This is a genomic window from Streptomyces colonosanans (assembly GCF_001866645.1).
Lineage (GTDB): Bacteria > Actinomycetota > Actinomycetes > Streptomycetales > Streptomycetaceae > Streptomyces > Streptomyces colonosanans.
The window spans coordinates 1-18,632 of record NZ_MLYP01000078.1 but is presented as its reverse complement, the minus strand read 5'-3'; the positions used below and the strand labels follow the sequence as shown (position 1 = coordinate 18,632).

The following is an 18,632-nucleotide window of genomic DNA, read 5'->3' as shown; positions in this document are numbered from 1 at the left end:
CGGCAGCGGCAGCGGCAGGGGCAGCGGCAGCCAAGGGTGCGGCGCCCGGCGGTGCCGCTGCGCCGGGCGCCGTGGGCCGGGCCCTCGGTGATCCGAGGAGCCGACGCCGAGAGGGGTGCCGGCAGGGGTCCGGCGCGCCGGGCCGCGAGGTGCCGGTGCCACCCTGCCCGGCGCGCACCCGCTCCCTTACGAGAAAGGTGCCCGCGGGCCACTTGAGCGGGTGGACCGCGGGCACCTCATGGAGGGGGCGGGGGGTGTCAGTCCTGGCCGGTGCTGTGGGTGCGGATCGCCCACTGGGCGAAGGTCTCCGACTCGTCCGTGCGGCCCTCCTGGTAGCCGCGGGCCAGGTTCTCGACGAAGTCGGGGAGGTCGGTCGCGGTCACCTTCAGGCCCCGGGGCTTGTGACCGAGAGCCGCTTCGTCGTCCTTGGCGAGAGAGAGACCGCCGCCCAGGTGGACCTGGAAGCCCTCCACCTGGGTGCCATCGGGGCCGACGACGATCTGGCCCTTGAGGCCGATGTCGGCGACTTGGGTGCGGGCGCAGGCGTTGGGGCAGCCGTTGATGTTGACGGTGATGTCCGTGCTCTGGCCCGCGAGCCGTTGCTCGAGCTCGGCGACGAGTTCGGCGGCCCGGTCCTTCGTCTCGACGATGGCGAGCTTGCAGTACTCCAGGCCGGTGCAGGCCATCGTGGAGCGGCGCCACCGGGAGGGGTTGACGATCAGGTCGATCGTCTCCAGGTCGCGGACGAGCGGCTCGGGGTCCACCACGTCCAGGACGAGCAACTTCTGATAGGGCGTCAGGCGGATGCGGCCGGAGCCGTGCGCCTCGACGATGTCGGCGAGCCGGGCCAGCCGGGTGCCGGACACCCGGCCGACGACGGGCGCGGCACCGACGTAGTACCGCCCGTCCCGCTGCTCGTGGACGCCGACGTGGTCGACCGGAGCCGCCGGAAGGACCGGCTCGGGGCCGTCGACGAGCGGCCGGCCGAGGTACTCGGTCTCCAGGACCTCGCGGAACTTCGCCACGCCCCAGTCGGCGATGAGGTACTTCAGCCGGGCCCGGTTGCGCAGCCGCCGGTAGCCGTAGTCGCGGAAGAGTCCGGCGACGGCGGCCCAGACCTCGGGCACCTCGGCCAGCGGCACCCACGCGCCGGGGCGTTCGGCGAGCCGGGGGGAAGTGGAGAGTCCGCCGCCCACCCAGAGGTCGAAGCCCGGCCCGTGCAAGGGGTGCTCGACCCCGAGGAACGCGATGTCGTGGATCTGGAAGGGCACGTCCGGCAGCCAGGTGACGGCGGACTTGAACTTGCGGGGCAGGTTGGACAGCGAGGGGTCCCCGACGTGCCGGTCGACGATCTCGCGGATCGCGGACGTGGCGTCCAGGACCTCGTGGGGGCTGATCCCCGCGACGGGGCTCCCCAGCACGACCCGGGGGCAGTCGCCGCACGCCTCGGTGGTGGACAGTCCGACGGCCTCCAGGCGGCGCCAGATCTCGGGGACGTCCTCGATCCGGATCCAGTGGAACTGGATGTTCTGCCGGTCGGTGATGTCGGCGGTGTCCCGTGCGAACTCGGTGGACAGCGCGGCGATCTCGCGCAGCTGCGCCACGGAGAGTTCGCCGCCGTCGACCCGTACGCGCAGCATGAAGTGCTCGTCGTCGAGCTCCTCCGGTGCCAGGGTCGCGGTGCGGCCGCCGTCGATGCCGGGGCGCCGCTGGGTGTAGAGCCCCCACCAGCGGAACCGGCCGCGCAGGTCCTCGGCGGGGATGGAGGCGAAGCCCTCGCGCGCGTACGTCTGCTCGATGCGCTCGCGCACCCGCAGCGGATCCTCGACCGCCTTGAAGCGTTCGTTGTCGTTCAGGGGTTCCCGCGAACCGAGCGCCCACTGGCCCTCGTCGCGCTTACGCACCCGGGTCATCGTTGGTCCTCTCCTTCAGTGGGCCGCTGATCGGCGAGATCATTCCCGAGGGCAGCCAGTCCGCCGTCTCGCCGCCGCCGTGGTGGTGGCCGCCGCTCCGTTTCTCGCCGTCCACGGCGACCATGCCGCCGGGTACGTAGGCGACGGAGACCGCGAAGAGCCGCGGTGACGGCTCGGGCTCCTCTTCCCGTACGCGCTGCCAGGCCTCGTATCCGCCGCCCGTCGGGTACGCTCCGGGCATCCGGGCCGTGAGTGCCTTGACATACGCCATGGCATCGGCCCGCCTCGGCGTGTACCGCAGTGGGATCAACTGCCCGGCGCTGGGCGTCAGTACGGACCGGGCGAGCAGCCAGGGAGCGAGGTAGACGCCCTGGGCGACGGTCCGGCCTCCCTCGACGGCGAGGGTCGCCTCCGTCGCGCCGGGCCAGCCGGTGGTGACGATCAGGGGCTGGGTGGCGCGGCCGGGCGCGGTGACGTCGATGCCCTCGCGGGCAGCGGCCGCACGGACGGTGGCGGCCGCGGCCCTGCCGCGTTCCGAGTCGTCGGAGACGAGGCCCACGGAGCGGGTGCCCCGGGCGGCGAGGAAGAGGACAGTAGCGCGCAGCGCGGTGGCGTCCCGTTCGGCGAGCCGGTCGGACGGGCAGGCAGTGAGCGGGGCCCGTTCGCCCGCCACGAGTGCGCCGAGGGCGACCTCCGCGCACTCCGGTCCGTCGGCGGTGGCCAGGGCGGCGAGCGGGGCCTGGGCTCCGCTGCCGGTGTCGACCGGAAGCTCGCCCGCGGCGCCGCCCGCGGAGATCCGCAGGGTGCTGCGGCCCTTGGGGAGGACCACCGGAATCCACGACTGGGAGCTGCCCGGCCGCCGTTCGCCCGGCCGCAGGGTGCCGGCGGTGGTGCCGGCCTGCGCGTCCTCGGCTCCGACGGCGACCAGGTTGAGGCCGGGTCGTCCGGGGACGACGAGGACGCCGACCTGTTTCCCGCCCAGGGCGAGGGTCCGCAGAACGGGCGTCCCCGGCGGGGTCGGGTCCTGCGCGGCAGTGGTGTCGTCGGCGGCGAGGGTCCCCCGGTCCCCGTCCCCCGAGCCGAGCGCGGCAACGGCGACGAGACCGAGCGCCACGGCGAAGACGGTGAACGAGGCGGCGAGGTATCTGCGGGGCAGCAGGTTCCGCCGCGCCATGGCCAGCACGGCCACGACGCCGATGACGGACGCGACGGCGATCGGCACCAGGGACCCCCCCGGCGCCGCCCCGTCCAGCGCGGCCAGGTGACCGCGGCCCGGGGTGAGGGCCGCGGTCACCTGGGTACCGATGAATCCGGTCACTTCAGGACGCTGTCACTGACGGCGAACAGGATTCCGTGCGGGCGGGCCGGGCCGGTGTCGCCGTGCGGCCACGAGGTCCGGTCGAAGTCGACGCAGGGCGTGCCGCTCTGTTCGTCGCGGAACGAATTGTCCTGCTTCAACTTGCCCTCGCTGTCGAGGTCGTACATGCAGACGTCGTGGTTGCCGTCGCCGCTGAAGGAACCGGCGATGAAGTAGTTCGAGGTGGCGAGGCGGCGGATCTGCTCGGCCTCCTGGTAGTTCCCGTCGGGCGTCTGCTTGAAGTTGTCCATCGCGCCCCAGTGCGGGCCGCCGTCCGTGGTGTCCCGGATCGGCATGGCAGAGGTGACGGCCGGGCAGTCGCTCTCGGAGCCGCCGTGGTACACCTCCCTCAGCTTGTCGATGTTGCACTTGGGGTTGTCGCCGGCGGCCAGCAGCTTGCGGATGTCGAGCACGTAGAGCATGCCGGTGGTCCGGTCGAGCGGCTTGCCGTAGGCGGTGGACTGGCCCATCACCGTGTGGAACAGGTAGCGGTCGTCGGGGCTGACCATCAGCCAGCTTCCGGCGTCGCCGCCGCCCGTAACGTCCTTCGGTGCGCCCGCGGCGCGGTAGGCCGTGGTGTCGTCGAAGACCTCGCGCCACTTCGGCTCGGGCACGGTCACGTCGGGGGCGTAGAAGATCGCGCCACCAAGCATGGAGGAGGCGAACACTCCCTTGTGCTGCTTCTTGTTGGGGAGCGCGGGCTCCATGACGACCCGCGACTCGTGCCACACCGCCGACTTCTCCAGGCTGGCGCGCGGACCGTCGGGCATCTTGCTCACGGAGAGCAGCTCTGGGTTGTTGCGGTTGGCGATGTCCCAGACCCGCACGGTCTGGCGCGCGAGGTTGGTCTGGTCGGGCAGCTTCGGGCTCATGAAGTGGCGGGCCTCGACGAAGTCGCTCGCCACCATGATGTTGCGCTCTTCGCTGACCATGACCCCGTGCGGGTTGGCGCAGGTGGCCTTCTTGAGCTTGGGCACGTTGCCGCACTGCGTCGGGTCCTCGCCCTCGGCGAGCGCGGCCGGGATCTCGGCTAGGGTCTTGCCGTTCTTGTCGAGCCGCACGATCTCGCCGGGCGACCCGGCCGCGCCGTTGCCCTCGCGGACCTCGCCGTTGGTGAACGTACAGGGGCCGGGGAGGTCCGGCCCACCGAGGTAGCTGGCATACGCGGTGCCGTCGCGGAGCACCTGGAAGGCGTCGGGGGCAGTGCCGCAGGGCGTGTCGATGGTCGAGTTGACGCCGGCCAGCTTCAGGGCCGGCAGCGCGGTGGTGTCGAAGACGAAGACGGTGTCCTGGAGCAGTGCGCCGGCGTAGAGCCGGTCGCCCTTGTGCCACACGTACTGCATGTGGTGGGCCTCGTTGGCGAGGCCGGGGCCGAGGGTGACGGTGTTGACCACCTCGCCGTACGTCGGCGATTTGCGGGTCGCGTCGACCACGGCGAGGAAGTCCGGCTTGGCGGGGTCGGCGGAGCCCGCCCAGGTCAGGAGCCATTCCCGGCCGCGGTCCTGGGAGGCGGGCAGCATGTGGTTGGTGGCCGTGTACGTCACACCGTCGGAGGCGGTGAACTGCGTCGTCACCCGCTCGGGCTCGGGGGACGCGGCGGCGCCTTCCGAAGACGTCAGCAGGGCGGAGATCACGCCGACCGCGGTGAGGCACGCGGCCAGGCGGGACGTTCTGCCCGGCCGTTGGAGACTAAATCGTCGCACGTCGCGAATGCTCCTCTCACGGAGTTGTCTGTTGGGTCCAACTGGGCGCCGGTACCTTCGCAGAACTCGCTGACGTGCCACTGACGCCCCGATCGCGCGCGCCTTTCGGCCGTTTTTCCCGTGCGGCTGGAGCTCTCGGGGCGTCCGGTTTCAGTTGCTGAGGCGCCACCCCGCGTCAGGGGCGATCCGCACGACGTCGGTGCGGTTACGCGCGTCCAACTTGGCGACAACGGCCGTGAGGTAGCTGCGAACGGTGCCGGGCGACAGGTGGAGCAGCCCGGCGATCCCGGGCCGATTCCGCACCGGCGGCGACCAGCCGGAGCACATCGGCCTCGCGGGCCGTAAGGGGGCTCGGTTCTCCCTCCCGGGCCGCGAGAGCCGGCTCCGCTGATCACCCGCTCGTCGGCCATGATCCGACGGATGGCCTGGACGAGCTGCTCGGCCGGAGCGTTCTTGACCATGTACCCGTCCACGCGGATGTCCTGCGCGCGGCGTACGACGTTCGGCGCGTCGAGCACGGTCAGGACGAGGATCCGGCATCCGGAGAGCTGCTCGCGCAGCCGCTCCGCTCCGGTGAGCCCGTCGAGACCGGGCATGCTGACGTCCAGGATCGCGATGTCGGGCTGGGTTTTCTCGGCGACGGCAAGGAGTCCCTCCCCGTTTCCCCGGTCCGTCCGCCGACGGCGCTGTAGACGATCACCTCCAAGGCGACGAAGCCGGCTCCCAGCAGCCCCATGACCTGGATGAAGCCGTTCCGTGCGGCCCTGTCGCGGTGTTCCGCCCACATACCCATCACAGGTCCTCGTTCCTCTGCCCCATCGTTCCGGTCCACAGACACCGCAGAGGATTTCAGCACCGAACCGCCGTTCCTTGTGGGAACGGCGGCTGAAATTTCAGCGAGTTACCGAGGCGCGCTCTCGTTCGGCGACGGGATCGTCCTCGCCGGGGGGCGTGGCCACATGGCGCGGGATGGCGAGGGCGCAGAGCGCTCCCAGCAGGACGACGGCGACGCCGATCCAGATCGCGGGGCGCATGCCCTCGACGAATTCCTGGGCGGTGCGGTCGCTTCCGTAGTGGACGAAGACGCTGCTCAGGATGGCGGTGCCGAGGGCGCCGCCGATCTCGCGGACGGTGTTGTTGGCGCCGGAGGCCTTGCCGCGGTTCTGCGGTCCCACCGAGGCGAGCACGACCGCCGCGGTCGGGGCGAAGACGAGGCCCATGCCGATGCCGGCGACGATCATCGCGCCCACCATACGGGAGTACGGAGTGTCCGAGGTGGCGACCAGGTCGATCCAGGCGAGGCCGATCGCCTGGAGGAGCAGGCCCGCTGCCATCAAACGGCCGCCGCCGAGACGGTCGGTCAGCGCGCCGGCCACCGGCGCCACGAACATCGGCATCAGGGTCCAGGCAAGGGTGAGCACGCCGGCCTCCAGCGGGGTCCGGACGGGCGCCATCTGGAAGAACTGGGCGAGCAGGAAGATCGACCCGAAGACGCCGAAGTACATGCTGGCGGAGACCAGGTTGGAGAAGACGAAGGCCCGCTTGCGGTAGAAGGACAGCGGCAGCAGGGGCTGTGGCGCACGTCGCTCCCAGAGGACGAAGAGGACCAGCAGGACTGCGCCGGCCGCGAAGGCGGCGAGGATGACACCGGAGCTCCAGCCCTCCGTCTCGCCGTTCACGATCGCCCAGACGACGGAGACGAGTCCGGCAGTCACGAGGAGCATGCCGGGCGGGTCGAGCCGGGACATGGGCACGGAGCTCTCGCCGAGGACGACGAAGACCAGCGGAATGGCGACGACACAGACCGGGACATTGACCCAGAAAATCCACTGCCAGTCGAGTCCGTCCACGACCGCGCCGCCGACGACCGGGCCGAGGGCCACGGCCATGCCGCTGACGGCCGACCACAGGCCGAGGGCGAGGTTCCGCTTTCGGTCGGGCACCCCCTCGGCGAGGAGCGTGAGGGAGAGCGGCATGACCGCCGCGGCGCCGAGACCCTGGAAGGCGCGCATCGCGATGAGCTGGCCACTGCTGTCGGCAAGGCCACAGCCGATGGACGAGAGGGTGAAGACGGCGATGCCGAGGACGAAGACGCGGCGCCGGCCGAACCGGTCCCCCAGGGCCGCGCCGGTCAGCAGCAGACAGGCAAAGCTGAGCACGTACGCGTTGACGAACCACTGCAGGTCCGTGGTGGAGGCCTGGAGGTCCGCGGCCATGGAGCGCAGAGCCGTGGACACGACGAGGTTGTCCAGCGCCACCATGAACATGGGCAGGCTGCAGGCGAGGATCGTCGCCCACAGGGGGAATCGGGCCGGCCGTGATTCGGGGGCGGGGCGCTGGGCCATCCCGCCACCCTCGTCGCTTCTGATTGTGCTCATGACAATCGCCTCCATCCGGCGGACACCGGGGTCGAACACGCAGGGGGTCGAACGAAGAAAGAGCGAACACACTGGGGGCGCGCTCCGCCGGGAGCACCGGCGGGGGACGAACAGCGTCCCGGCGGAGCGCGGCTCGGGGGGTGGGGGGAGAGAGGGCCGGGGACTCCGGGGGTGGTGAGCCCCCGGCCAGGCAGGAGGGGCGGCGGCCCGGCCGTCAGGCCCGGCGGCCGCCGCCGCGGGCGGCGTCCTCGCGCGCCTTCTCGGCCAGGCGGCGCTTGGCGTCGTCCCAGTCGATCGGCAGCGACGCGGTGTCCACCTCCCAGAAGGTGAAGGTCGACGACTTCATCGACGGCCCCACGGCGCGCATCGCCGCACCGTGCGGGTCGGCCTTCGCGTAGGCGTACAGGGCATCGCGGTCCTCCCAGGCGGACAGCGTCCAGAAGGTCCGCTTGAGGGGCTGCGCGATCAGCGAGGCGCCGTACGCCCCGCGAGCGGTCTTGACCTGACTCCAGGAACTCAGCGACCTGAGCAGAAACTTAGGGACATCGGCCAGGGATTTCACTTCGAAGCGGGAAGCCATGACGTACGAGTTGGTGCGGGGCGGTGCAGGGTTCGGGGTGATCCAGCCGAGCGTCGGCATAACGCCCACCTTCCTGAAGAGGCCAACGACTACAATAATAGACAGTAGCGCCATCCGTTATCCAGTGAGTGGAGCAAGATGAAGATTTCGGAACTCAGCCGCCGCAGCGGGGTCTCCATCCCCGCGATCAAGTACTACCTCCGTGACGGACTACTTTCCCCCGGGCGCGCTACCGCGGCCAACCAGGCCTCCTACGGCGAGGACCACCTCCACCGGCTCCGGTTGATCCGCGTCCTGATCGGAGTGCGCAAGCTGCCGGTCAACTCGGTCCGGGAGATCCTGGGCGCCATCACGGAGGAGGGCGACCTGCACCAGATCTTCGGCATCGTGACCGAGGCCCGCCCGGCCGCCCTGAAGAAGAAGCAGGAGCAGGAGGCGGAGGCGGCGGCGGAGCGGGAGACCGAGGGAGTCGCGGACGCGCGCAGGCTCGTCTCCGAGATGGGGTGGGACGTCGCGAACCACACGGCCGCCATCCACACGCTCGGCGACGTGCTGGACGCGCTGAGCGGCCTCGGCTCGGACATCGACTGGCACACCCTGCTGCCGTACGCCGAACTGGCCGATCGGACCTCCGAGTTGGACATCAAGCAGATGCACGGCACGTCCGGTCTGCTGGAGCAGGCCGAACGTGCCGTGCTGGTGTCGGTTCTCCTGGAACCGGCGCTCCTCGCGCTCCGCAGGCTCGCTCAGGAGGACAAGTCCGCCCGCCTGTTCAGCGGTCACGCGGACGAGGCGGAGGAGGCCCAGAAGGCGCAGGGCGACAAGCCGCGGAGCGCGCCGAAGGAAGAGCCGAAAGGGAAGCCGCAGGGGGACTGACCCGAAGGGCCGTCAGGACAGCTCGTCCAGAATCCTGGCCGCCGCCTCCGCCCCGGCCGAGAAGGCCGCCTCGTGCGAACCGATCAAGTCGGGGCCCAGTTCCTTGGAGTGGAAGTAGGACCCGCACAGCTTCACGCGAGTGCCCTCGTTCGCCGCGTGGATCACGGACTGCCGCTCGCGCAGCGCCATGTCGATCACCGGGTGGGTGTAGTCGAACGAGGCGATGACGAGGTCCTCGGCCGGCGGACGCGGCGGGTCGAGGGTGACGAAGTAGTCCTGGCTCGCAGTGAAGTCCTGCAGCCGGTTGAGGTAGTACGTGACGAAGCAGCGGGTCTCCCCGTCGACCGTCTTCTTGCCGTAGTTCCAGGCCCCCCAGCGCTCGCGGTCACTGGGCATCAGCGAGGCGTCCCGGTGCAGCACCACGCGGGAGGCGCTGTAGCGCACGCCCTCGACGGCCGCCCGCTGCGCGTCGGTCGGGTTCTCCAGGAGCGCGAACGCCTCGTCGGCGTGGGTGGCGAGGACCACGTAGTCGAACGTGGCGGCGCCGTTCGCCGTGGTGACGACGACACCGTCCTCCTCCTGCCGCACCCGGACCGCCGGCTCGGAGACCCGCAGGTCGGGGCCGATCGCGGCAAGCGCCTTGCGGACATACGAGATGGAACCGCCGCCCACGGTCCGCCAGTCGACCCGGCGGCCGCCGAGGCCGCCCTCGTCGTGCCCGACGAAGAAGGCGATGACGGTGGCGGCGGGCATCTCCCAGATCAGCTCGGCCGGGACCGACCACACCGCGGAGCAGAGCATGATCAGGTACGAGTGGCGGAACGCGGTGCTGTAGCCGTTGCGGTCCAGGTACTCCCCCAGCGACATGTCGGCGCGGCCCCGCGAGAAGTCCCGGCGGCTCTCCGCGTGGAAGCGCCCCACCTCCCGCCAGACGTCAGGGAACTCCGGGTACGCGGCGGCGTAGCGCGCCTCGATTGCGGCCTCGTCCAGTTCCATCTCCTCGGTGCCGAACTCCAGTCCGCTGTCGAGGTCGAAGAACTCGAAGCCGCCCGGGTGGACCACGGTCTCCACGCCCAGCTCGCCGAAGAAGGCGCACAGGCGCGGGTAGAAGCGCGGGTTGAACACGATGAACGCCGTGTCGAGGCCGATGACACGGCCGTCCTCCTCGACCTCCACCGTGTTGGCGTGGCCGCCGGGCCGGGGCTCGCGCTCGAAGACGGTGATCCGGGCGCGGTCGCGCAGGCGGTAGGCGGCGGAGATTCCGGCGGGGCCGGCGCCGATGACGGCGACGCGCGGGGAATCGTTCTCGGGCATGGTGGGTCCTTCCAGATCACGAGAGGTGCGGGGCAACGGAAGACGGCCTCGGGGGGTCAGGGGGAGGAAGGGGCGCGGCTGCCGGCCGTCGGCCACCGCCCGGCCGGCAGCCCGTCCGGGCCGACGAGGTCGCCGGGTTCGACGAGATCGTGGCGGCGCAGCCGGCCCGCTCCCCCGTCGTCGACCGCCACGGCGAGCAGATGGCCGGAGCCGTGACCGGTCAGGTCGAGCCGCCAGCGGCGGCAGGTGTCGGGGCGGCGGCCGTCGGCGACGGTCACCTCGGTGGAGCCGGGGCGCCGGGTGAACCGAAGCTCCCCGAGGCCCTGCACCAGGCCGATGCCGAGCCCCTTGAGGTAGGCCTCGCTGAGTACCCACATCTCCTGCAGGGCGGCGGCCTGGTCCGGGGCGTCCGCGATGGCGGCCTGCTGGGCCTCGTCGAACTGGGTGGTCAGCAGCCGGACCGTCTCGTCGTCGAACGGGACCCGCTCCACGTCCACGCCGGACGCGTATCCCTCGGTGACGACGCAGGCGATCACGCCGTCGGTGTGGGACACGTTGAAGCGCAGGCCGTGGTGGCCCGGGACAAGCTCCGGACGCCCGTGGACGCCCTCGGTGAAGCGCCAGGTCTCCGGCGCCAGCCCGGTGCGGGCGCTCAGCGCGAGGCGGCAGAGCAGCCGGCCGCCCAGGAAGCGGCGGCGCGCCCCGGGCGAGCGCTGCCGCGCGTGGCGGGCGCGCTCGTCCGGGGCCAGGGCCGCCGTCTCGCCGCCGGCGTGGGCCGCCAGCTCCGGCACGAGCCGCTCGGAGAGCGTCCACAGGTCCGTCACGGGCCCGTCCGCGGGGGCGGGCCCGTCCGGGCCTTGGTTCACGCGGGGCTCCCCGCCGGGGCCGTGGACTCCGCCTGCTGCGCCTGCTCCGCCGCTCCGGCCAGGGTGATCGGCCAGTGCGACAGGAGCCGGTTCTCGGCGTGCAGCCGGGTGAGGACGGCGAGGACCTCATCGGCGGCGGCCGGGTCGCGGTAGGGCTCGTACGGGTGGAACTGCTTGCGCAGCCGCTCCAGTTGGAGCAGGAGCACCGCGGCGCTCGGCAGGGGTTCGGCCATGCAGCCCTGCGAGTGGACGTACGTGAGCACGCAGGCGCCCGCCGCGTGGACGACGCAGTACTCCTTGGCCAGCTCGAAGAGTTCGGCCGACTGTGCGTAGCCGCGGCCCAGCTCCTGCCGCAGTGCGGTGGCGCGCTCCTCCAGCGGGCCGAGCCTGCCGAGGAGTTCACCGGCGATGTCGGCGGCGAGCAGCAGCCGGTCCTTGTCCTTGTCGGCCGCGTCGTCCGCGAGGGCGCGCAGCCGCTCCAGGCCGTCGGCCGCCGCCAGGACCGCGTCGTCGCGGCCCCGGCTGGACAGCTCCTGCTCCCACGGCCGGTAGGGCGGGAGTTCGGCGTTCATGTCGAAGAGCACGGCGGCCCGGCCGGCGGCCTGTTGCCGCTCCTCCGGGGTGGCGGTGCGGGCCTTCTTCAGGAGCGAGTCCAGCTCGTGGCCGATGTTGCGCAGGTTCACGACGGTGTTCCCGTCGGCCATGTTGGTCACGAGGATGTCGCGGAGCATCTTCTGGTGCATGCCGTAGCGGGGGTCCTCGCGGAGGAACACCCGGGCGCCGAGCACCACGTTGAGCCGGGAGAGGGCACCTTCGAGGAGGGTCGGCACCAGGTACTTCGCCGCGGAGGACCAGACGCTGACCTGGTTCGGGGAGGCCTGGACGCTGCGAACGGCGCCCAGGCACATGGCATCGGCCGCCATGAGTTCGGCGAAGGACTCCGCCAACTGGGTGCCGGTGTACGGGACCTCGACGATCGGGCGGTCGAAGAGCACCCGGCCCTGGGCGAACTCCAGGGCCGTGCGCAGCGAGGTGTCCACGCTGGACAGGGCCAGGCTGAGGATGACGAGGCGGGCGGTCTGGCTGGTCTTGAGGGCGATCTCGAGACCCTGGCCCTCGGCGCCGATGAGGAGGTCGTCGGGCACGAAGACGCCGTCGAAGCGCAGGCCGCTGAGGTCCAGGGGGCGGACGCCGTGGAGTTTGAGCAGGGGCGTCTCGCGGACGGTCTCGGCCTCGGCGGTCCACTTGTCGACGACGAGGATGGAGAAGTCGCCGGGGCCCCGGCGGGTGCCGGTGCGGGCGAAGACGACCATCCGGTCCGCGAAGGTGGCGTTGCCGATGGGCCACTTCTCGCCGGTGAGCCGGTAGCCGCCCGGCACCTTCTCCGCGACGACCTCGTTGCCGAGAAGGTCGCTGCCGTGGGCAGCCTCGGAGAGCCCCCAGGCGAGTGAGACGCCCTTGTGGATGTCCTCGATCTGGCGGCGCTTCTGCTCGTCGGTGCCGCCGATCCACACCGGCGCGAAGGCCGCCTGGGAGAGCCCGGCGGCGATGGCCGTCGCGCCGTCGCGACGGGCGACGAGCCGCATGAGGACGAACCCGGTCTCGGGGCTGCCCGCCTTGCCGCCCTGCTCGGCCGGCAGGCCGTAGTCGAGGAAGCCCCAGCGGCGCAGCATGCCGATCAAGGCGTACGGGAAGGCGTCGCGCTCGTCGTGGTCGAGCACGGTGGCGAAGGACATCCGGCTCGCGGGGTCGTGCGGGTCGCCCAGATAGGTTTCGAGCCGCTCGGCGAGTTCGATCAACTCGGCCTGGGACATCAGTCGTCCTCCATCGGTATCGGGTGTGCGGTGGTGGGGGGGGCGAGTCGGACGGGCAGGGCGGTCAGCATCCGGTTCCCCTCCCACAGCGCCTCGACGGCGTCCAGGGCGGGGTACAGGCCCTCGGCGTGGCGCAGGACGCCCGCGCCGTCGGCCTGGGCGAGCAGATGGACGAGGGCCGCGCCGAGCCAGCCGGTGGAGCCCGGCGGGGTCCCGTAGAGCGAGAGGTGGCGGTTGTGGCGCCACAGGTGGAGGCAGGCCGCCGCACCGTGCAGCCAGGCGTGGCGCTCGGCGAGGTCCACCAGGGCGTTCGGGTCGGCGCCGCGCCCGCGGGCCGACGCGGCCAGGGCGGACAGCCCGTCCACGGCGTCGGCGAGCCGGGCGACGCACGACCTGGTGAACGGGTCGGCCGCAGCCTCCGGGGTGCTCGTGAACTCCCTCACAGATGCTGGAAGTTCGGCGAGAACCGGGTCGGCTCCGCGGACGACGAGGTCGAGTCCGGTCGGGTCGTACGGCGGGGGCTCCTCGTCCAGCCGGAAGGCATCGTCGAGGAGTCCGGCCGGGGCGATACGGGTTCCGTCGAGCAGGCCGGGCAACTGCCCGGCGTACGAACGGAGGTTGGCCATCGGCCCGGAGTCGATGACGCGGATCACGGCGCTGTCCCGCTGGAGCTTCTGGAACAGACCGGCGCCGGGCGGGCCTTCGCGCAGGACGGAGCGGGTGGCGAGGAGCCGGGCGCAGCGGCGCAGCAGGGCATCGGCGGTCTCGGCCACCACATGCTTGGCGGCGAGCGCCCACACGCTGAACGCGCCGGGGACGGCGTGCACGCCCCGGGCGGCGGCCAGGGCCGTCGCGTCGGCGGCGATCAGCGCGGCCGAGGTGGCGGCGAGCTCCCGGCGGGCGTACGGGGTCCGGAGGACCGGGGTGCCGGCGATCCGGTGGCCGACCGCGAAGTCGAGCGTGAGGCGCACCGCGGTGTCCACGCAGCCGAGACTGCCGGCCATGCTCATGAGCCGGACCGCCTGCTGGGCACGGACGGCCATCTCCAGGCCCTCGCCGGTCCGGCCGACCCGGGCGTTGTCCGGGACGGGGAGGCCGGTGAAGCGGAGCCGGGCGGTGTCGATGCCGCGCATGCCGTTGGTCCGGGCGGCCGGAAGCCGCTCCAGGCCAGCGCCCTCGCCGCCCCGCTCCGGGTCCAGGTCCAGGTCCAGCAGGAAGGCGGTGAAGGCGCCCGGTCCCCGCTCCCCGGTGCGGGCCACCACGTAGACGGCGTCGCAGCCCAGGCCGTTGCCGACCATCCACTTCTCGCCGTGCAGGGTCCCGTCGGGCGCGAGGCGGACCTCGTTGGCGAGGATGTCGCTGCCGTGATCGGCCTCGGTGAGCGCGAACGCCACCGTGCCGCCGCCCGTCAGGATCTCCGCGGCCCTGCTCCGCTGCTCCTCGCTGCCGTGGAGCTGGAGGCAGGTGGCGGCGATGATGCCGAACATCGTGCCCGGCATGACGTTCACATCGCGGCGGGCGGCGGCCCGGACCAGGGTGAGGCTCCGGTCGAAGGAGCGGAACTCGCCGCCCCATGCCTCTGGCAGGTAGTTGAGGTGGAAGCCGGCCGAGACCAGTTTGCGGCAGAGGTCGTCGGGGGCGGCGTCCTCCTCGTCCCTGGCCACGGCGGCGGCGAACCCGTACGGGTTCTCGGAGTTCGTGGGGTCGCCGAGGAGCTCCTCGACCGCCTCGGGCGTCAGGCCGCTCACGAGGCCACCCCCGTCAGGCCCGCCGTGTCCAGGGGCACAGGCACGTACTCGGCGGTGGACGGCAGGGTCAGCCCCGCCGTACGCAGCTGGGCGGTCCTGGTGTGGTACGCGGCGCCGCGCATGAGTTGGTGGGCCACGTCGGCGACCGTCCGGTTGCCGGGGGTGTTCAGGTAGCTGCCGGCCACCCAGGAGTTGAAGCTGCCCATCGCGGGGCCGCACCAGATCTGGAAGTCGGCGCCGCGTTCGGTCTGGCCCGTGACGGCCCAGCGCGAGGACATGCCGAGGTACCAGCGGAAGACCAGGGCCATCCGGCGCCTGGGGTTGTCGGCGGCCCGGCTCAGCTGGTCGGGGTCACGGCGGCTGAAGTACTCGACGCACTCCTGCCAGACGTCGTCCAGCGGGCACTGGAAGATCTGCGTCTCCAGGCGCCGGCGCTCCGCCTCGGGCAGCGCCTCGATGCCGTCGTACGTCTGGTAGAGCCGGTAAAGCTGCCCGGCGCGCATCGGGAACATCGAGCCCCGGCGCAGCACCTGGAGCTCCACGCCCATCTCGAACATGTCGGCGGCCGGGGCCATCACGCAGTCGGTGATGTCGGCCTGGGCAAGGACCTCGCGGGCCGCCCTGGAGGTGCCGGACTCCACGCACGACTGGTTCACAGAGCCCGTGACGACATAGGCGGCGCCCATGGCGAAGGCTCCGGCGACGGCCACCGGGGTGCCGAGCCCCCCGGCCGCGCCGACCCCGATGGGCCGGGCGTAGCGGTACTCCCGCTGGATGGTGTCGCGGATGCGCAGGACGACCGGGAGGAGGGCCGGGAGCGGCCGGCGGTCCGTGTGGCCGCCGGAGTCGGCCTCCGCCGTGATGTCGTCGGCGAGCGGGACGAGATGGGCGAGGCGGGCCTGCTCGGCGGTGATCAGCCCGTCCGCGAGGAGGCTCTCCACGAGGGCGGTCGGCGCCGGGCGCATGAAGCGCTCGGCGGTCTCGCCCCGGGAGATCTTGGCGATGATCCGATTCTCGGCGATCACCTGCCCCGACGGGTCGGTCCGCAGCCCGGCCAGCCGGTAGCGGACCAGGTGTGGGGTGATGTCCAGGTAGGCGGACGCCTCCACGCACTGCACCCCGTGGTCCAGGAACAGCTGGACGGCGTCGTGTTCCAGGCGCTGCTCGCTGGGGCTGTGGATCAGGTTGACGGCGTACGACAGCCCGGGGATCTCCTCGCGAAAGCGGGTCAGTGCCTTCGCGATGACGTCGGGCAGCAGGCCCGCGGCCCCGAAGGAGGCCAGGAAGCCCTGCCGGGCCAGGGCGATGACCAGCTCGACGGAGGCGATGCCGCCGGCCATCGCCCCGGCCATGTAGGCGTAGCGGACCCCGTGCGCGGCGCGGAACTCGGCCGAGCCGAGCCGCTGCGGCGACAGGGCGGGGGCGACGGCCAGCACGACGGGGCCGTCGCCGCCGGCGACCGCGGTGCCACCGGCGACGGCGCCGATGCCCCGCGGTCCGGACACGATGTAGCAGGGCTGCTCCAGCTGGCCGAGGGCCTGGTGGATGCCTGCGGGATCGGCGCTCGGATATCCCTCCCCGTACCAGCGGACGGTGTGCTGTGCGGTGCTCGTGGACAACTCTGCTCCTCGGCTGTGCATGCGGGTCAGTCCGATTCCGGACGGACTTCGATGGCCACGTCGGTGAGTTCGTAGATGCGCAGGCCGGTCTTCCAGAGGTCGGCATCGGCGATCACGAGCAGCCGGTCGGCCTCCCTGCGCACCTCCTTGATGTGCACGTCGAAGAAGAGCTCGTCGTCGTCGCGCAGGATCTGGCCGCGGTACTTCCACGCCATCTCGACGCCGGTGGCCATGGCGAAGCGGGGCCGCTCCATGCCGTCGGCGAGGTTCTGGTCCAGGACGAAGAGGCGCATCGCCTGGAGCACGGCCTCGACGCCGAGCGAGCCCGGCATCACGGGGTCGCGGTGGAAGTGCCGGTCGAAGTACCACTCGTCGGGGCGGATGCTCCGGTAGCCGTGGAGGTATCCGGCGCCGTGGCGGCCGCCGTCCTCGACGAGGTCGACGCGGTCCACGAGGTGGAAGCGGCCGGCGGGCAGGCGCAGCGCGCCGCCCGAGGGGTCGGTGAAGGCCGGGGCGTCGTCGGGAAGTTCGATTCTGCGGACCCGCTCGGCGGCGGGCCGTTCGGTGACGATCCAGGGCTCCCGGTACGTGCCGCTGTCGAGGCCCACCTGGTTGGCGAGAGCCGCGTCGCTGAAGTACCCGAAGAGCGACTCGCCGGTGTAGAAGACCTCGCCGTCGGCGCTCAGTTCATAGCTGAAGTTCTGGAGCACGGCCCCGGAGACGATGCTGGTGCTGAGCAGCTTGGAGTGGTGGCGGATCGTCTTGTCGCGCAGGTCGATGTCGCGGATGAGGGTGGCCCGGCCGTCGAGGTTGCGGATGCGGTACTGCTCCTCGGGGCGGCTGAGGGTCGCGCCGAGGTAGTAGCCGAGGAAGATCGCGGCCTGGAGGGAGGACTCCATGTACACGAAGTTGGGCATGTACGGCGAGGAGTTCTCCTGGTAGTACCAGGCGTCGTCCGGGGAGTCGTACTCCGTGACCATCTCGGAGCCGGGGTTCAGGTCACCGCGGGTACCGGTCAGGGACATGACGCGGTCGACGAACTGGAAGTCGCCGTTGGGGATGTACGGGGCGCGGCTCTCGCGGTAGATCTCGAACTCGGGGCCCATGGCCATGTCGAGGAGGCCCTGGGCGGCGTGCGCCAGGTGCAGTTCGTTGATCATGGCCGGTTCGCCGGAGCGGTTGCGGCGGCCGAGGAAGGCCGGCACGCCGCCGGTCTCGGGACGGTAGGGCGTGCCCGGCTTCTCCACGATCTGCAGGCCGAGGTTCTCCATCCGGACGACCGGCCTGTCGCCGAGGTACACCAGGACGTCCGCGACCACGGTGGGCCGGGGCAGCAGGGTCAGCTCGGTGATCTCCAGCTCGTAGCGGATCTCGCTGTTGCGCGGGGTGACCTGGCCGCGCACCTTGACGTCGATCCGGCGGTCGGTGACCGTCTGGAACCGGGCGTCCGGGAGCGTCAGGTGCATGCCCTGGTGGAGCAGATAGACCTGGAGGAGCTGGACGGCGCCCTCCGCGATCAGCGATCCGGCGAGCACCGGGTCGTCCGGGAAGTGGCACGTGAAGTACCAGGCGTCCGGCTCCAGGTGCTTGACGGCGCTGATCTTCCCGAGGCCGCGCGGTCCGCCGGTGCGGTCGACGGTGACCTCGTCGATCATGCGGAGCATCGAGTCCGGCAGGCGCAGCGCCGGGTTGAGGCCCGGGTCCTGGGCGTGGTCGGGCCCGAAGACGTCCCCGGGACGGCCCTGGGCGAGCAGTTCCAGGTCGGCGGCGTCGAGCCGGTCCTTGCGTGCGCGGGCGAGCGGCTTGAAGGTGGCCCGGTGCAGCGCGGCGCGGCGGGCGCGCTCCGCGTCGGTCATGACGATGCCGAGCGGGGTGTCGAGCTCGGCCTGGCTGAAGAAGCCGGCGCAGCCGTCCTTGAGTTCGAGGATCAGCTCGCCGTCGGCGTAGCAGAGGTAGCTGAAGAAGAAGACCGTGGTGTCGCCCTGGTGGACGAAGCGGTCGATGGAGATGTCGTAGCGGAGCGTCTGCCCGGTGCGGGGCAGACCGCCGTGGAAGATCAGCGAGCTGTCGAGCAGCCGGTAGACGCGGTCGCCCTTGTTGCGGAAGTCGATGCCGAGGAAGCTGACGAGCAGCAGGTCGCACTGGCCGGCCTCGACGGTCACCGCCGGCGGGACGCCGCCGTCGACGGCGTACCAGGCGTCCTCGGGGACGTCGTACTCGGTGGTGATGCGGGCCGGTTCGAGGACCCCGGGGCGGGCGTCGAGCGCGGTGACGCGGGTGGCGAAGTGGTATGGGGGCGCGGGCAGCCGCACCCGGGCCCGGTAGGCGTCGATCTCGGCGAACTCGGGGCGGCCGAAGGCCTTCGCCACCGATCCGGTCGCGAACTCCAGCAGGTCCGCCTCGTCGAAGACGACACCGCCGCGGTCGCGGGGCCGGGGGGCGGGGGCCTGGACGGGAGCAGGGG

The 18,632-nt window shown here is 71.9% G+C and carries 12 protein-coding genes and 2 pseudogenes; 1 reads left to right on the top strand and 13 read right to left on the bottom strand.

Translation table 11 applies throughout. The features are described from left to right. Positions 1-257 precede the first annotated feature (257 nt). The 7 genes and pseudogenes from BIV24_RS26790 to BIV24_RS26770 all read right to left on the bottom strand — a co-directional run bounded on the left by BIV24_RS26790 (position 258) and on the right by BIV24_RS26770 (position 7,991). Entirely contained in the window at positions 258-1,913 is a 1,656-nt protein-coding gene (locus BIV24_RS26790; protein ID WP_071369036.1) for a nitrite/sulfite reductase, read from the bottom strand. Then, positions 1,897-3,231, bottom strand: coding sequence for a hypothetical protein (locus tag BIV24_RS26785; protein ID WP_071369035.1), 1,335 nt, complete (start codon positions 3,229-3,231; stop codon positions 1,897-1,899). The genes BIV24_RS26790 and BIV24_RS26785 overlap by 17 nt, the downstream gene beginning before the upstream one ends. Then, on the bottom strand, positions 3,228-4,973 hold the full coding sequence (locus tag BIV24_RS26780; RefSeq protein ID WP_071369034.1) for a selenium-binding protein SBP56-related protein: 1,746 nt from the start codon (positions 4,971-4,973) through the stop codon (positions 3,228-3,230). Before BIV24_RS26780 ends, BIV24_RS26785 begins: the two co-directional genes overlap by 4 nt. 150 nt (positions 4,974-5,123) lie before the next feature. Beyond that, positions 5,124-5,300, bottom strand: a complete 177-nt coding sequence (locus BIV24_RS36560; protein WP_425442595.1) for a response regulator transcription factor — start codon at positions 5,298-5,300, stop codon at positions 5,124-5,126. A 101-nt stretch (positions 5,301-5,401) separates the two neighbouring features. Beyond that, a pseudogene (locus BIV24_RS36555) lies at positions 5,402-5,758 on the bottom strand (response regulator); the annotation flags it as partial. Between the two features lie 108 nt (positions 5,759-5,866). Then, the gene (locus BIV24_RS26775) at positions 5,867-7,318 is read right to left on the bottom strand and encodes an MFS transporter (RefSeq protein WP_071369033.1); all 1,452 of its coding nucleotides are present in this window, start codon (positions 7,316-7,318) and stop codon (positions 5,867-5,869) included. A gap of 247 nt (positions 7,319-7,565) precedes the next feature. Beyond that, on the bottom strand, positions 7,566-7,991 hold the full coding sequence (locus tag BIV24_RS26770; protein WP_071369032.1) for a DUF3291 domain-containing protein: 426 nt from the start codon (positions 7,989-7,991) through the stop codon (positions 7,566-7,568). A gap of 78 nt (positions 7,992-8,069) precedes the next feature. Here BIV24_RS26770 and BIV24_RS26765 point away from each other — a divergent pair, with 78 nt between their 5' ends. Beyond that, on the top strand, positions 8,070-8,807 hold the full coding sequence (locus BIV24_RS26765; RefSeq protein WP_079168555.1) for a MerR family transcriptional regulator: 738 nt from the start codon (positions 8,070-8,072) through the stop codon (positions 8,805-8,807). 12 nt (positions 8,808-8,819) lie between these two features. Here BIV24_RS26765 and BIV24_RS26760 read toward each other — a convergent pair whose 3' ends face one another. From BIV24_RS26760 to BIV24_RS26735, 6 genes and pseudogenes are all read right to left on the bottom strand, one after another. After that, complete coding sequence (locus BIV24_RS26760) at positions 8,820-10,121, bottom strand: NAD(P)/FAD-dependent oxidoreductase (RefSeq protein ID WP_071369031.1); 1,302 nt, start codon at positions 10,119-10,121, stop codon at positions 8,820-8,822. Positions 10,122-10,177: 56 nt separating this feature from the next. After that, complete coding sequence (locus BIV24_RS26755; RefSeq protein ID WP_071369030.1) at positions 10,178-10,987, bottom strand: 4'-phosphopantetheinyl transferase family protein; 810 nt, start codon at positions 10,985-10,987, stop codon at positions 10,178-10,180. After that, positions 10,984-12,801: an acyl-CoA dehydrogenase family protein gene (locus tag BIV24_RS26750; RefSeq protein ID WP_071369029.1), complete on the bottom strand. Its 1,818-nt coding sequence runs from the start codon at positions 12,799-12,801 to the stop codon at positions 10,984-10,986. The genes BIV24_RS26755 and BIV24_RS26750 overlap by 4 nt, the downstream gene beginning before the upstream one ends. Beyond that, positions 12,801-14,549, bottom strand: coding sequence for an acyl-CoA dehydrogenase family protein (locus BIV24_RS26745; protein ID WP_071369028.1), 1,749 nt, complete (start codon positions 14,547-14,549; stop codon positions 12,801-12,803). The genes BIV24_RS26750 and BIV24_RS26745 overlap by 1 nt, the downstream gene beginning before the upstream one ends. Continuing rightward, complete coding sequence (locus BIV24_RS26740) at positions 14,546-16,168, bottom strand: PfaD family polyunsaturated fatty acid/polyketide biosynthesis protein (RefSeq protein ID WP_071369027.1); 1,623 nt, start codon at positions 16,166-16,168, stop codon at positions 14,546-14,548. The genes BIV24_RS26745 and BIV24_RS26740 overlap by 4 nt, the downstream gene beginning before the upstream one ends. A 26-nt stretch (positions 16,169-16,194) precedes the next feature. Continuing rightward, a pseudogene (locus BIV24_RS26735) lies at positions 16,195-18,632 on the bottom strand (hypothetical protein); the annotation flags it as partial.